This is a genomic window from Streptomyces sp. BHT-5-2, from assembly GCF_019774615.1.
Classification (GTDB): Bacteria; Actinomycetota; Actinomycetes; order Streptomycetales; family Streptomycetaceae; genus Streptomyces.
In genome coordinates this window covers 2,712,661-2,727,174 of the sequence record NZ_CP081497.1, presented here as the reverse complement: position 1 = coordinate 2,727,174, position 14,514 = coordinate 2,712,661, and the positions used below count along the sequence as shown (strand labels likewise).

Here is a 14,514-nt window from a genome sequence, read left to right as displayed (position 1 = left end):
ACTGGACCCATGCCACGTGTACTGCTGATCGAGGACGACGCCGCCGTCCGCGACGGGGTGTCCCTCGCACTGCGGCGGCGCGGCCATGAAGTCGCGGCCGCGGCCAGCGGCGAGGAAGGGCTGGCGACGCTGCCGTCCTTCCGCCCCGACATCGTGCTGCTGGATCTGATGCTGCCCGGCAAGGACGGCTTCGAGATCTGCCGGCTCATCCGCGCCGAGCGACAGCTGCCGATCATTATGCTCACCGCCCGCGGCGACGACCTCGACGTGGTCCTCGGTCTGGAGGCGGGTGCCGACGACTACATCGTCAAACCGGCCCGCGGCGAGGTGCTGGAGGCCCGGATCCGGGCGGTACTGCGGCGCACCGCGCTGCCCCCCGACGGTGCCCCGGCCGGCGAGCCGGGGCCCGCGCCGGTCGAGACCTACGGCGAACTGGCCATCGACCGGGCCGGGCTGGTCGTCAGCAAGGGCGGCCAGGACCTGGCGCTGGCGCCGTCCGAGATGAAGCTGCTGCTGTTCCTGTCCGCCACGCCGGGGCAGGTCTTCAGCCGCCAGCAGCTGCTGGAGCACGTCTGGGAGCACAGCTACCACGGCGACGCCCGGCTGGTGGACGCCTGTGTGATGCGGCTGCGGACGAAGATAGAGGACACCCCGCGCAGCCCCCGGTACGTCCAGACCGTGCGCGGTTTCGGTTACCGCTTCGGGCCACTGTGAGCCGCCTCCGCCGCCTGCTGCCGGGCGTCTCCGCGGTGCGCGGACTGCGTGCCCGGCTCGTGGTGGCGTTCCTGCTGGTGGCCGCGGTCAGTGCGCTGACCACCGCCGGGCTGACGTACCGGGAGGCGCGCAACGCCATCCTCCAGCGGTCCCAGGACACCGCCGTCAACGACCTGCGGGCCCAGGTCAATTCGCTGGCGCCGGAGCTGGCGGTGCCGCCGTCCCGGTCGGACCTGGACTTCTTCCGGGTGAAGCTGGAGCGCTCCGGCCAGTCCCGCGACTGGGACATCTCGGTGCACTACAACGGCGTCCCGGACGACGACGCGAGCGGGCTGCGGCGCGACATGGTGGTGCCGGCCGATTTCAAGGCGTCGGTGGAGAAGCGCCGGGTGCCGGCCTTCCAGCGCATCGACCGGGACGGCTCGCCCTGGCTGCTGATCGGGATGCCGGTGCGGCAGAGCGACGGCCGGCCGTCCGCGCTGACGGTCTACGCCCAGCTGCCGCTGCGTTCGGAGGAGGCCAACGTCGAGGCGCTGGTGACCGCCGCGCGCGGCGGGGCGCTGCCGGCCTTCGCGCTGGCGGTGATCCTGCCGCTGTTCGCGGCGCGCGGGGTGCTGCGGCCCGTCCGGGGGCTGCGGCAGGCGGCCGGGCGGATCGCCGAGGGCAAGCTGGACACCCGGCTGGAACTCAAGGGCGCCGACGAACTCGCCGATCTGTCGCGGACGTTCAACGAGATGGCGGCGAAGCTGGAGGAGAGCATGGCGGAGCTGCGCCGGATGGAGGCGAACTCCCGGCGGTTCGCGGCAGATGTCTCGCACGAGCTGCGGACGCCGCTGGCGGCGATGACCGCGGTCACCGACGTGCTGGACGAGGACGCCGACTCCCTCGACCCGGACACCGCCTCGGCGGTCCGGCTGATCAGCCAGGAGACCGGGAAGCTGGCACGGATGGTGGAGGACCTGATGGAGGTCTCGCGGTTCGACGCGGGCGCCGCCGCGCTGCACCTGGACGAGGTGGACGTCGCCGAGACGATCCGGAAGACGCTGCAGGCCCGTGCCTGGCAGCAGCGGGTGACCGCGGAGCTGCCGGACGACGTCCGGGCCCGGCTGGACCCGCGCCGGCTGGACGTGGTGGTGGCCAATCTCGTCGGCAACGCCCTGCATCACGGCGGCGAGCCGGTCCGGGTGGTGCTGCGCGCGCCGGAGCCGGGTGACGCCACGCTGTTGATCGAGATCCGCGACAGCGGTCCGGGGATAGACCCCGAGGTGCTGCCGCATGTCTTCGACCGCTTCTACAAGGCGGACTCGGCCCGTGCCCGGTCCGAGGGCAGCGGGCTGGGACTGGCCATCGCGCAGGAGAACGTCCGGCTGCACGGCGGTATCCTGCGCGCCGCCAACGCCCCGGAAGGCGGCGCGGTGTTCACCGTCGAACTGCCGCTGCGGCACGAGGAGCCACCGGCCGACGGGGCCGCGGACGAGCCGGCGGCCAAGCCCTCGGCCACCGGGAACGGGAAGGGGGGCGACGACGCATGACCGTGCGACCGCAGACCGCACGCCGGAGGGCCGCGCGCCCTGCCGCCGCCGTCCGCCGGCCCGGCCGCCGGGCCGCCCTGGGCGCCCTGGCCGGCGCGCTCACCGCCACCCTGGCCGGCTGCGGCATCGAGCCCACCGACGTGATCGACGCCGGGGAGCCGGCGACCGGGGTGCGGGCCCCGGGCAAGCCGCCGGCCGATGTGCAGCTGTTCTTCTACGGGCCGGACGGGCTGCACCCGGCGACCCGCCCGGCGAAGGAACCGCTGGACCCGCAGGCCGCCATCGACCTGCTGGTGCAGGGGCCCAACCACGCCGAGCGGATGCGGGGACTCTCCAGCGTGGTGCCCAAGTTCCCGGCTCCGCTCACCGCCACGACCGGGCCCGGCCAGGTCGTGATCACGCTGCCGGTGAACGCCAAGCTGCTGGACCCGGCCTCGCTGAACCAGTTGGTGTGCACCGCGGCGAACGCCCGGGTCCCCGGGGGCAAGCCGCCGGGCCAGGTCACCGTGACGCTGGTCGGCCACGGGGTCCGGGTCGGGCCCATGGTGTGCGGCGGCAACAACGCCTTCCCGCTGGTCCAGGCGACCCCGACCAGCGCCGCCGACACCGTCGGCGGAGGCGACTGACCCCGCTGCCCGGTCCGGCCCGCCCCCGGGCCGGACCGGGCGCTGCGCTACGGTGAAGGGAGAGGACCGTCCGGCCCGCACCTCGGGAGCATCCCCATGACCGAGCGCAAACCCCCCGGCGTCAGCTTCGAGAGCTGGGTCGACAAGCAGATCCGCGAGTCGGCCGAGCGCGGCGGCTTCGAGCAGCTGCCCGGCTTCGGCAAGCCCCTCCCCCACCTCGACCGGCCGTACGACGAGACCTGGTGGATCAAGGACAAGATGAGCCGGGAGCAGATCTCCTTCCTCCCGCCCACCCTCGTCCTGCGCAAGGAGGCCGAGGACGCCCTGCGGTCCGCCGCCGACGCACCGAGCGAGGCCGCCCTCCGCCGCATCCTGACCGAGATCAACGACCGTATCCGCGCGGCGCTGGCCGCCCCGCCCGAGGGGCCGCCGCTGAACCTCGTCCCGTACGACATCGAGGAGGAGGCCCGCAAGTGGCGGGAGCGGAAGGGGAGTTGAGGTTTCGGCGCGCGGCGTGTCAGGGTCCCGTCGGCGTCAGCCGGATCCGTAGGAAGCGTGGGCGGTACAGCTCCACGTCACCGTTGACGATCGGGTCGGGGGGAGTGCCGGGTGGGCCGAGCCAGTTGACGTCGTAGCTGAGGAGAAGGCCGGCGGGGGCGGTGGACTCCGGGTGGGCCTGGGGGTTGTAGACCACGACGTGGGCGGGGTCGGGGCCGACCGGGCGGGGTGGGGTGATCCGGCCGATAGGGCCGCGCCAGGGGCCGTGGGGTGCGCAGGCCCAGTATCCGGTGATCGTCCGCAGTCCGGCGCCGGCCGCGTTGTCCATGGTGAGCAGCACCCAGGTCCCGGCGTCGCGGACGACGGTGAAGGCGCTGCCGACGCCGCGGCGTCCGCTGCCGCGCAGTACCGGTGTGGCCTTCCCGGCGTCCGGATGCCAGTGGGTGCCGTCCCAGTACCGCCAGGCCGCGCCGTCGGCGAGCCGACCGACCGGGACCCGGGCCAGATATCCGCTGCCGGCCGGGGACGAGTGCGGTTCGTCACTCCCGAAGGCGTAGTTCCAGTCGCCGTCGCGGACGAGCGCGGCGCCGTAGAGGACGCGTCGGGCCGGGTCGGCGAGGGCGCTCTGGTCGGCGACGGGGGTGATCGACTCCAGCCGGAGGTCGGGCAGGGAGAGGGTGGCGACGTCGGTGCCGTGCGGGGTGCCGAAGGCCCACGGGCCGATGCCGGGGACGCGGTTCCACAGCAGCACCCGGACGACCCGGTCGGCCGAGCCGGGGGCGCGGGGCTCCACGGTCGCGTGGACCGGCCAGCGCCAGCCACCGCCGGGCGGGTCGGGGAAGAACGGGCCGGGGAGGGCGGGGGTGCCGCCGGTGAGGGTGCGCTCGGGGGTGCCCGAGGAGTTCGTCACAACGAGGGAATTGTGTCGTAGGGACGGAGTGCCACCCGTGTCGGTGGTGCGCCAACTGTAGGACGCGCCCTGGGAGTTGGGGGGCCGGTGGACCCGGTCGAGGAAGGTGTCGGAGAAGAGCCAGAGCGTCCGGCCGTCGGGGAGGCGCACCGAGTGGGTGCCGTCGCCGCCGGTCCAGTCGTCGGTGCGGGTGTTGTCGTCGCCGTAGCGGGCGAACGCCGCGGTGGTGGCGGGGTCCACGGTCCAGGAGGTGAGGGTGCGGCCGGTGCAGGCGGCGCGGTCGGCGCCCGGTTGCGGTGTCGGCACCAGCACGGCGGCGGCGACGGCCAGGAGCAGGAGGACGAGCAGGGCGGCGGCGAGCGTGCTGCGGGTGATGGGCGGGTGGCGCATTCCGCTCCTCGGTGGGGTGCGTGGTCACGGTAACGCGCCGGGCGGCGCCGTTCCGGGAGGGGTGGAAGAGGGGCCGTCGGCCTGCCGTGCCGGGCTCGCGCGGTACATGGCAATCGGCGTTCCGTTCAACGAGGGCAAGGTCACAGCGTTGCCCCCTGCTCCGGCTAACGCTCGTTCGCCTAGCCTGCTGCCATGACCGCCGAGTCCCCCGAACTCCCCCTGGCTGCCGCGTTCCCGGCGGCCGAACGCGAGCAGTGGCAGCGCCTCGTGGAGGGCGTGCTGCGCAAATCGGGCGCTTCCGACGCCGCCGGTGTCGCCGCCGAGGATGCGCTCGCCACCGACCTCCAGGACGGCATCAGTGTCCGTCCGCTCTATACCGCCGAGGATGCGCCGTCCGCGGTGGGTCTGCCCGGTTTCCCGCCGTTCATAAGGGGGAGCAGGCCGGCGGGCGCCGCCGCGTCCGGGTGGGATGTGCGTCAGCGGCAGACCGGCACCGATCCCCGGCGGGTCAACGAGGAGCTGCTGGCCGATCTGGAGAACGGCGTCACCTCGGTGTGGCTGACCGTGGGTGCCGGCGGGGTGCCGGTGTCCGGTCTGGCGCAGGCGCTGGCGGGCGTCTATCTGGATCTGGCGCCGGTGGTGCTGGACGCGGGTGCTCAATTCCCGGCGGCGGCGGAGGAGTTGCTGCGGCTGTACCGCGAGTCCGGGGTGGCGCCGGCGGAGACGGCGGCCGTGCTGGGTGCGGATCCGCTGGGTGTGCTGGCGCGTACCGGGGACGACCGGGGGCTGGCCGATGGGCTGGCGGCCGCGGTGCGGTTGGCCGGCTGGGCCGAGGAGAGTGCGCCGCGGGTCCGCGCGGTGTCGGTGGACGCGTTGCCGTATCACGAGGCGGGCGGTTCGGCGGCCGAGGAGTTGGGCGCCTCGCTGGCCACCGGCGTGGGGTATCTGCGGGAGCTGACGGCGGACGGGCGGGGCCTGGGCGTCGACGCGGCCTGCCGGCAGCTGGAGTTCCGGTACGCCGCGACGGCCGATCAGTTTCTGACGCTGGCCAAGCTGCGGGCGGCGCGGCTGCTGTGGGCGCGGGTGGCGCAGGTGTGCGGGGCGTCGCCGGCCGCGGCCGCGCAGCGCCAGCACGCGGTGACGTCGGCGGTGATGATGTCGCGTCGGGATCCGTGGGTGAACATGCTGCGTACCACCGTTGCCGCGCTGTCCGCGGGGCTGGGCGGCGCGGACGCGGTGACGGTGCTGCCGTTCGACGCGGCGGTGGGGCTGCCGGACGCGTTCGCCCGGCGGATCGCCCGGAACACCCAGTCGGTGCTGCTGGAGGAGTCGCATCTGGCGAAGGTGATCGACCCGGCGGGCGGCTCCTGGTACGTCGAGCGGCTGACGGCCGAACTCGCCCGGGCGGGCTGGGCGTTCTTCCAGGAGATCGAGGGCGCGGGCGGGCAGGCCGCCGCGCTGCGGTCGGGGATGATCGGCGAGCGGCTGGCGCGGACCTGGCGGCGGCGCGGCGAGGATCTGGCGCACCGCCGGGAGCCGATCACGGGTGTCAGTGAGTTCCCGAACCTCGCGGAGGCCGCGCTGGAGCGCGAGCCGGCTCCCGTGCCGGCCGGCGGCGGGCTGCCGCGGGTGCGCCGGGACGACGCGTTCGAGGCGCTGCGGGCGCGTTCGGATGCGCATCTGGCGGCGCACGGCGCGCGTCCGAAGGCGTTCCTGGCGGCGCTGGGTCCGGTCGCGGCGCACACCGCGCGGGTGGCGTTCGCCGCCAATCTCTTCCAGGCGGGCGGGATCGAGATCGTTTCGGAGCAGGTGACGGCCTCGTCCGTGGCCGCGGCGTTCGCGGCGAGCGGCGCCCGGATGGCGTGTGTGTGCTCCAGCGACGCGGTATACGCGGAGCAGGCGGTGGAGGTGGCCGCGGCGCTGAAGGCGGCGGGTGCGGTGCGGGTGCACCTGGCGGGCCGGCCGGGTGAGCGCGGTGCGGAGTTCGCGGCGGCCGGGGTGGACACGTTCGTGTTCGCGGGCTGCGATGCGGTCGGGGTGCTGTCCTCGGCCCTGGATGTCACGGAGGTGGCGGTATGAAGGAGACGGCACGACGGGCGGGCGCCATCCCGGACTTCAGCACCGTGGAGCTGGGCGAGATGCCCGGTGCGGCGGCGCCGGGCGACCGGGAGCGCTGGACGGACGCGGTCCAGGAGGCCACCGGCAAGAGCGTCGCGGACCTGACCTGGGAGACGCCGGAGGGCATCGACGTCCGGCCGCTGTACACCGCGGACGACCTCGACGGCCTGGACTTCCTGGGCACCTACCCGGGCATCGCGCCGTATCTGCGCGGCCCGTACCCGACGATGTACGTCAACCAGCCCTGGACGGTCCGGCAGTACGCGGGCTTCTCCACCGCCGAGGAGTCCAACGCCTTCTACCGGCGCAACCTCGCCGCCGGCCAGAAGGGCCTGTCGGTCGCCTTCGACCTGCCCACCCACCGCGGCTACGACAGCGACCACCCGCGGGTGACCGGTGACGTCGGCATGGCGGGCGTGGCGATCGACTCGATCTACGACATGCGGCAGCTGTTCGAGGGCATCCCGCTGGACAGGATGACGGTGTCGATGACGATGAACGGCGCGGTGCTGCCCGTTCTCGCGCTCTACATCGTGGCGGCCGAGGAGCAGGGCGTACCGCCGGAGAAGCTGGCCGGGACCATTCAGAACGACATCCTCAAGGAGTTCATGGTCCGCAACACCTACATCTATCCGCCGCAGCCCTCGATGCGGATCATCTCCGACATCTTCGCGTACACCTCGCAGAGGATGCCGCGCTACAACTCCATCTCGATCTCCGGCTACCACATCCAGGAGGCGGGTGCGACGGCCGACCTGGAGCTGGCGTACACCCTCGCCGACGGGGTGGAGTACCTGCGCGCGGGCATGGCGGCCGGCATGGACGTGGACTCCTTCGCGCCGCGGCTGTCGTTCTTCTGGGCGATCGGCATGAACTTCTTCATGGAGATCGCCAAGCTGCGGGCGGCGCGGCTGCTGTGGGCGAAGCTGGTCTCGCAGTTCGAGCCGAAGAACCCCAAGTCGCTTTCGCTGCGCACCCATTCGCAGACCTCGGGCTGGTCGCTGACCGCCCAGGACGTGTTCAACAACGTCACCCGGACGTGTGTGGAGGCGATGGCCGCGACCCAGGGCCACACCCAGTCCCTGCACACCAACGCGCTGGACGAGGCGCTGGCGCTGCCCACCGACTTCTCGGCCCGGATCGCCCGCAACACCCAGCTGTTCCTCCAGCAGGAGTCGGGCACCTGCCGGGTGATCGACCCCTGGGGCGGCAGCGCCTACGTCGAGCGGCTCACCCACGATCTGGCGCGCCGGGCCTGGGCGCACATCGAGGAGGTCGAGGCGGCCGGCGGCATGGCCAAGGCCATCGACGCGGGCATCCCCAAGTTGCGCGTCGAGGAGGCCGCCGCCCGTACGCAGGCGCGGATCGACTCCGGCCGGCAGGCGCTGATCGGCGTCAACAAGTACCGGGTGGAGACCGACGAGGAGATCGAGGTCCTCAAGGTCGACAACTCCGCGGTGCGGGCCCAGCAGATCGAGAAGCTCAAGCGGCTGCGTGCGGAACGCGACGAGGAAGCCTGCCGGCGGGCGTTGCGGGCGCTGACCGAGGCGGCGAAGGCCGCGCCGGGACCGGGACTTGAGGGGAATCTGCTGGCGCTGGCGGTGGACGCGGCCCGTGCGATGGCGACCGTCGGGGAGATCTCGGACGCCCTGGAGGAGGTCTACGGACGCCACTCGGGCCAGATCCGTACCATCTCGGGTGTGTACCGAGACGAAGCGGGACCCTCGTCGGGGGTCGAGCGCACCCGGGAGCTGGTGGCGGCGTTCGAGCGCGCCGAGGGCCGCCGGCCGCGCATCCTGGTGGCCAAGATGGGGCAGGACGGCCATGACCGGGGCCAGAAGGTGATCGCCACGGCCTTCGCCGACCTGGGCTTCGACGTGGACGTCGGCCCGCTGTTCCAGACCCCGGCCGAGGTGGCCCGGCAGGCGGTGGAGGCCGATGTGCACATCGTCGGGGTGTCCTCGCTGGCGGCCGGTCATCTCACGCTGGTGCCGGCGCTGCGGGAGGCGCTGGCGGCGGAGGACCGGGCGGACATCACCGTCGTGGTGGGCGGGGTGATCCCGCCGCAGGACGTGCAGCCGCTGCGGGACATGGGTGCTGCCGCGGTGTTCCTGCCCGGCACGGTCATCCCGGACGCGGCCCACGACCTGGTGCGGGACCTGGCCTCGGTCCTCGGCCACGAGCTGTAGAGCGGAGGGGCATGCCTGCGAGGATCGATGTCGACCGGTACGCCGAGGGGGTGCGGGCCGGTTCCCGGGCCTGGATCGCCCGCGCGGTCACCCTGGTCGAGTCCACCCGCGCCGATCACCGGGCGGCGGCCCAGCAGCTGTTGGTGCGGCTGCTGCCGTACTCCGGCGCGGCCCGGCGGGTGGGCATCAGCGGTGTGCCGGGCGTCGGCAAGTCGACGTTCATCGACGCGCTCGGCTCGCTGCTGACCGGGATGGGGCACCGGGTGGCGGTGCTGGCCGTCGACCCGTCCTCCAGTCGGACCGGCGGCTCCATCCTGGGCGACAAGACCCGGATGGAGCGGCTGGCGACGGACCCGGCGGCGTTCGTCCGCCCCTCCCCCACGTCCGGCACGCTGGGCGGGGTGGCGCGGGCGACCCGGGAGTCGATCGTGGTGATGGAGGCCGCGGGCTATGACGTGGTGCTGGTGGAGACGGTCGGCGTCGGCCAGTCGGAGACCACTGTCGCGGGCATGGTCGACACCTTCCTGCTGCTGACGCTGGCCCGCACCGGCGACCAGCTCCAGGGCATCAAGAAGGGCGTCCTGGAGCTGGCGGACCTGGTGTCGGTCAACAAGGCGGACGGTCCGCACGAACGCGACGCCCGGTCCGCGGCCCGCGAACTGGCGGGCGCGCTACGCCTGTTGCGCCCCCAAGCTCTCGACGACGCTCGAACAGGGGGTACCCCCATCCCGGATGCGGCCTGGACCCCACCGGTGCTCACCTGCAGTGCCCGCGAGGGCACCGGACTGAAGACGGTGTGGGAACGGATCGAGCAGCACCGCACGCTGTTGGAGTCCACCGGCGCGCTCGCCGAGCGGCGCCGCGCCCAGCAGGTCGACTGGACGTGGTCGATGGTCCGGGACCGGCTGATCGACCGCCTCCAGGAGCACCCCGACGTCCGCCGGCTGGGGCCGGAGGTCGAACGGGCGGTCCGTGCGGGCGAGATCACCGCGACGCTGGCGGCGGAGCGGCTGCTGTCGGCGTTCGGCCTGGGCGAGGGCTTCGCCGAGGGTCTGGCCGGGGGCGCCGGCGGCTCGGCCGACGGTTCGACCGGTGGCTCGACGCACTCGGCGACCGGAGAGACTGCCTGACGGGACGTCAACTCCCTTTCCGGTCCGGCCTGAAGAGGCGCCTGGAGGGTGGCACCCCGGTTCGGATACTCATCCGCGGACCTGAGTAGCGCGACTCATGACGCCCGGGTGCCCGGCCCCGAGGATGTGGGTACCACCCACCGACCGGGGCCGGGAGTCATCATGGGGGTCAACAGCTTTCCGCAGGACGTCGCGCGCGGGCTCTTCGAGGGCAATCCGCTGGCCGGGCTGATCGAGGGGTTCTGCCTGACGCTGGACGCGGGCGGCGACCTGGAGGCCGGGCCCGTGGTCCACGTCCAGCTGCGGCCCGGAGTGACGCTGTCCGCGGTCGAGGCGGACCAGCTGGCGAAAGCCTGCCAGCAGGGCGTCCAGCGTCAACTGGACACCCATGACGCGGACTTCGTGCCCCATCCGGAGCAGGGGCCGGCCGCCAACGATCTGGCCATCGCCGTGCATCCGCACCGCAGCGGCCCGTTCGCCGATCCCACCTCGATCCGGGACGGCTATCTGCTGCGCGGCGACTACTGATCACGCCCCGCGCGGCCCGCCTGGCGTCCGTCTGCTCAGCCGTGCGCCATCACTGTGGCCCACACGGTCTTGCCGGAGTGGTCCGGCGGCGTCCAACCCCAGGACTCGCTCAGCTGGTTGACGAGATGGAGTCCGCGCCCGGACTCGGCCAGGTCCTCCTGCGGCCGCAGCACGGGTGCCTGGGTCCCGCCGTCGGAGACCGCGCACAGCACCCCGCGCTCCTGCCGGGTCAGCGCCAGCCAGGCATGGCAGAAGCGTTCCTCGGAAAGGAAGTTGAAGCCCATGTCCAGGGGGTCGGCGAGGCCGTGCCGGAGGGCGTTGCTGACCAGTTCCGAGACGACCAGGACGGCGTTGTCGGCGAGGTGGGGGCACATCCGCCAGGTTTCGAGGGTGGCCCGGGTGAAGCGGCGGGCCTCGGCCACGGTGCACTCCGCACCGCTGAGCGCGCAGGCCGCGAATCCGTCCGGTCCCGGCATCGACCATGCGTCCCGGCCGGTGGCGGCCGCTGGCTTCCCTCCTTCCCGGAGGGCGTCGCGCTCGGACTGTGCCGGGTGTGTGGTCATCACGATCTCCGCGGAGGGGCAAACGGGTTGGGCGCGTCCGGGACGGTCTGGGCTGGGCCGCCCCGGAGGGCTAATATCCTCGTCGGCCGTACCTAGCTGCAAGTGCATCTGCAATTACATCGGCATGGACGGCCACCCAGGGACCGGATCACGCCAACGCTGATCACGGCCCCGGATCGGTCCCGAGCACACCCCCCACCAAGGGAGCAGCTGTGATGGAGTCGATGACCAACGGCATGCCGGCCACCGGAGTCGGCGACGCGGACTGGCGCAAGAGCCGCCGCAGCAACCCCAATGGCAACTGCGTTGAACTGGCGCTTCTTCCGGACGGCGGGGTCGCGGTGCGCAACTCGCGGCACACCGCGGGCCCGGCGCTGGTCTATCCGCGCGCCGAGATGGCCGCGTTCCTCCAGGGCGCGAAGGACGGCGAGTTCGATGATCTGTTCGTCTGCGACTGAGCGGGGCGCCGCCATCGGAGGCAATAACTGAGGCATATGTCGGCCGGATAGTCGGCGTAGGTGTACGCCCCCGCGGGGCAATGGGACACTGGGCATCGGCCCGACCACTCAGGGGAGTCAGCATGAGCGCCGCGCAGCCGAGCAGCGACCCGTCCCTGCGCCGCTATCTCGACCATCCACGCGGCGGTCCGACCATCCTGCGGATCGTGCTGGGCACCCAGCTGCGCCGGCTGCGGGAGGCCGCCGGCATCACCCGCGAGGCCGCCGGGGACGCCATCCGCGCCTCACACGCCAAGATCAGCCGCCTGGAACTGGGCCGGGTGAGCTGCAAGGAGCGCGATGTCACCGACCTGCTGACGCTCTACGGCGTCACCGACAGCGCGGCCCGCGCCACCTATCTCGCCCTCGCCCGCCGGACCGGCAGACCCGGCTGGTGGCACCAGTACAACGACGTGCTGCCCAGCTGGTTCGAGACCCACCTCGGCCTGGAATCGGCGGCGTCGGTCATCCGCAGCTACGAAGTCCAGTTCGTTCCGGGGCTGTTGCAGACGGCGGACTACGCGCGGGCGGTGGCGCGGCTCGGCAACCCGCGGGCCACTCCGGAGGAGACCGAGCGGCGGGTCGCGCTGCGGATGGAGCGGCAGCGGCTGCTGACGCTCACCGACCCGCCGCGGCTGTGGGCCATCGTCGACGAGGCGTGCCTGCGCCGCCCGTTGGGCGGGCCGGAGGTGATGGCCGGGCAGGTCAAGCACCTGCTGGAGATGGCGCGGCTGCCCAACGTCACCCTCCAGGTGGCACCGTTCGCCCTCGGCGGCCTCGCCGCGGCCGGCGGACCGGTCACCATCCTCCGCTTCCAGGAGCCCGATCTCCCCGACATCGTCTATCTGGAGCAGCTGACCAGCGCGCTCTATCTGGACAAGCGCACCGACGTCGACCACTACCTGGCGGTGATGGACCGGCTCAGTGCGCAGGCCGAGTCGCCGCGCAACTCTGTCGCGATGCTGGAGGGGATGCTGGGGCAGGCCGGCTGATCCTGCCGCGGGACAGGGCCCGTCACGGCTTGCGCGCCACTCCTCCGTACTCGATCCACTCCTGCGTCAGCTGCCTGGGGCCGGCGTCCGACGGGTCGGGCCGCCAGGTGGAGACCTCCACCAGTCCCGGCTCCTGGATCTCCAACCCGCCCAGGAACGCCCGCAGTTCGTGCTGCTGCCGCACCCGGCCCCAGTGTCCCTGCGTGCTCACCCGCATGAACTCGGTGACGAAGTCCCGGGTCGCGGCGTCCTCGCTCACCAGCTGACACACCACCAGAAAGCTTCCGGGGGCCAGCCGTTCGGCGACCCGCCGCACCAGGGCGGCCGGATCGTCGGCGTCCGGGATGCAGTGCAGCACGGAGACGAACAGCGCGGCGACCGGCTCGTCGAGGTCGATCAGCCGCCGTACCTCCGGGCTGCCGAAGATCCCGTCGGTGTCCCGCATGTCGGCCTGGATGACGGCGGTGTTCTCGTTCTCCTCCAGCAGCGCCCGGCCGTGTGCCAGCACGATCGGGTCGTTGTCGATGTACACCACCCGGGAGGCCGGATCGACCTGCTGGGCGACCTGGTGGACGTTGTCCTGGGTCGGCAGCCCGGAGCCGTGGTCGACGAACTGCCGGATGCCCTGCTCGCGGGCCAGCCAGCGGACCACCCGGCGGAGGAAGCGCCGGTTGTTGACGGCCAGCACCTCGGTGCTCGGCACGACCTTGCTCAGCTCCTCGCACGCCTCGCGGTCCACCGCGTAGTTGTCCTTGCCGCCGAGGTAGTAGTCGTACATCCGCGCGACGCTCGGGACAGTCACATCGATGTCGCCGGCCGGCGGCCGGATTTCCTGGCTCATTGCCTGCTCTTCCCGTCGGATTGCGGTGCGGGCAACGGTACGGCCACCGCCGGTCCTCGCCAACCGGCCCGGTGGGACGGGCAGTCGGGCCGGTGTGCACGGCGGCGCGGGCCGGGCGGGCCGCGCTCGGCCAGGCGTTCTCATCAGCCTCTCACGGTCCGCTCATCGGTCGGTCACACGGAGTGCCTACGGTGTGGAGCGAGGCCGCGGTCCGGCGGCCGGAGGAGAGGGCACCGTGTACGACCTGACCGGCGTGACGAAGCACTACCGCCGCGGTGGCGAGCTGGTGCGGGCCCTGGACGGCGTCGGGTTCTCGGTGGCGGACGGCACCGCGCTCGCCGTCCAGGGGCCGCCCGGCGCGGGCAGTTCGACGCTGCTGCGGATCCTCGGCGGGCTGGAGCGGCCGACCGGCGGCAGCGTGCTGCTCGACGGTACGGATCTGGCCACCGTCACCGCGTCGCGGCTCGGCCGGATCCGGACCGAGTCGATCGGGCTGCTCGGGCCTGCCGACGGCGACCGGATCGAGCCGGTCGCGGGGCTGACCGTGCGGCAGGGCGTGGCCGCCGCACTGGCCCCGCTGCGGCTGCGGCCCGTCGATCGCTGGGAGCTGGCCGGGGACGCGCTGGCGGAGGTCGGGCTGGCCGGGCGGGGGGAGCTGCTGCCGGCGGAGCTGGATCCGTACGCGCGGCGGCGGGCGGCGCTCGCCCGGGCGCTGGTCAAGCGGCCCACGGTGCTGCTCGCGGACCGGCCGACCGATGGTCTGCCGCCGTCGGCCCGGGCCGATTTCACAGAGCTGCTGGTGCGCGTGTGGGGCGCGCACCGGCTCACCTTCGTCGTCGCCACGGACGACGAGGCACTGGCCGGGCGGGCGGTGCGGCGGCTGGTGCTCGCCGGGGGCCGGGTGGTCACCGCGGGCCGGGTGGCCGGTTCCGGTCGGGGCGGGGCGGACGCGTGGTGTCCACGTGGCGCGGAGCGGTAGAAGAGGA

Annotated in this window: 14 protein-coding genes; 11 read left to right on the top strand and 3 right to left on the bottom strand. The window is 73.2% G+C overall.

Going from position 1 to position 14,514, the window contains the following annotated elements:
- The first annotated feature begins 9 nt into the window (after positions 1 to 9).
- The 4 genes from K2224_RS39765 to K2224_RS39750 all read left to right on the top strand — a co-directional run bounded on the left by K2224_RS39765 (position 10) and on the right by K2224_RS39750 (position 3,370).
- A complete protein-coding gene (locus K2224_RS39765; protein WP_221911934.1) occupies positions 10 to 714 on the top strand; it encodes a response regulator transcription factor in 705 nt (234 codons plus the stop codon).
- Positions 711 to 2,246, top strand: a complete 1,536-nt coding sequence (locus K2224_RS39760; protein WP_221911933.1) for a HAMP domain-containing sensor histidine kinase — start codon at positions 711 to 713, stop codon at positions 2,244 to 2,246. The genes K2224_RS39765 and K2224_RS39760 overlap by 4 nt, the downstream gene beginning before the upstream one ends.
- Complete coding sequence (locus tag K2224_RS39755; RefSeq protein ID WP_221911932.1) at positions 2,243 to 2,872, top strand: hypothetical protein; 630 nt, start codon at positions 2,243 to 2,245, stop codon at positions 2,870 to 2,872. Before K2224_RS39760 ends, K2224_RS39755 begins: the two co-directional genes overlap by 4 nt.
- A gap of 96 nt (positions 2,873 to 2,968) precedes the next feature.
- Positions 2,969 to 3,370, top strand: a complete 402-nt coding sequence (locus tag K2224_RS39750) for a DUF1992 domain-containing protein (protein ID WP_221911931.1) — start codon at positions 2,969 to 2,971, stop codon at positions 3,368 to 3,370.
- A 19-nt stretch (positions 3,371 to 3,389) separates the two neighbouring features.
- On the opposite strand, the gene K2224_RS39745 is transcribed toward K2224_RS39750, so the two are convergent.
- On the bottom strand, positions 3,390 to 4,670 hold the full coding sequence (locus tag K2224_RS39745) for a DUF4185 domain-containing protein (RefSeq protein WP_221911930.1): 1,281 nt from the start codon (positions 4,668 to 4,670) through the stop codon (positions 3,390 to 3,392).
- Positions 4,671 to 4,862: 192 nt separating this feature from the next.
- On the opposite strand from K2224_RS39745, the gene K2224_RS39740 reads away from it, so the two are divergent.
- The 4 genes from K2224_RS39740 (at position 4,863) to K2224_RS39725 (ending at position 10,635) form a co-directional block, all read left to right on the top strand.
- Positions 4,863 to 6,749, top strand: coding sequence for a methylmalonyl-CoA mutase subunit beta (locus K2224_RS39740; RefSeq protein WP_221911929.1), 1,887 nt, complete (start codon positions 4,863 to 4,865; stop codon positions 6,747 to 6,749).
- Complete coding sequence (gene scpA, locus K2224_RS39735; RefSeq protein ID WP_221911928.1) at positions 6,746 to 8,977, top strand: methylmalonyl-CoA mutase; 2,232 nt, start codon at positions 6,746 to 6,748, stop codon at positions 8,975 to 8,977. Before K2224_RS39740 ends, scpA begins: the two co-directional genes overlap by 4 nt.
- Positions 8,978 to 8,988: 11 nt before the next feature.
- Complete coding sequence (gene meaB, locus K2224_RS39730) at positions 8,989 to 10,107, top strand: methylmalonyl Co-A mutase-associated GTPase MeaB (RefSeq protein ID WP_221911927.1); 1,119 nt, start codon at positions 8,989 to 8,991, stop codon at positions 10,105 to 10,107.
- Positions 10,108 to 10,269: 162 nt separating this feature from the next.
- On the top strand, positions 10,270 to 10,635 hold the full coding sequence (locus tag K2224_RS39725; protein WP_221911926.1) for a coenzyme f390 synthetase: 366 nt from the start codon (positions 10,270 to 10,272) through the stop codon (positions 10,633 to 10,635).
- Between the two features lie 35 nt (positions 10,636 to 10,670).
- Here K2224_RS39725 and K2224_RS39720 read toward each other — a convergent pair whose 3' ends face one another.
- A complete protein-coding gene (locus K2224_RS39720; protein ID WP_221911925.1) occupies positions 10,671 to 11,198 on the bottom strand; it encodes an ATP-binding protein in 528 nt (175 codons plus the stop codon).
- A 215-nt stretch (positions 11,199 to 11,413) separates the two neighbouring features.
- Here K2224_RS39720 and K2224_RS39715 point away from each other — a divergent pair, with 215 nt between their 5' ends.
- The gene (locus K2224_RS39715) at positions 11,414 to 11,656 is read left to right on the top strand and encodes a DUF397 domain-containing protein (protein WP_221911924.1); all 243 of its coding nucleotides are present in this window, start codon (positions 11,414 to 11,416) and stop codon (positions 11,654 to 11,656) included.
- Positions 11,657 to 11,778: 122 nt separating this feature from the next.
- Positions 11,779 to 12,687: a helix-turn-helix transcriptional regulator gene (locus tag K2224_RS39710; protein WP_221911923.1), complete on the top strand. Its 909-nt coding sequence runs from the start codon at positions 11,779 to 11,781 to the stop codon at positions 12,685 to 12,687.
- A gap of 22 nt (positions 12,688 to 12,709) precedes the next feature.
- Here the strand turns inward: K2224_RS39710 and K2224_RS39705 are convergent, their stop codons facing one another.
- A complete protein-coding gene (locus K2224_RS39705) occupies positions 12,710 to 13,528 on the bottom strand; it encodes an SAM-dependent methyltransferase (protein WP_221911922.1) in 819 nt (272 codons plus the stop codon).
- Positions 13,529 to 13,763: 235 nt separating this feature from the next.
- On the opposite strand from K2224_RS39705, the gene K2224_RS39700 reads away from it, so the two are divergent.
- On the top strand, positions 13,764 to 14,507 hold the full coding sequence (locus K2224_RS39700) for an ATP-binding cassette domain-containing protein (protein WP_221911921.1): 744 nt from the start codon (positions 13,764 to 13,766) through the stop codon (positions 14,505 to 14,507).
- The last annotated feature ends 7 nt before the right edge of the window (positions 14,508 to 14,514 follow it).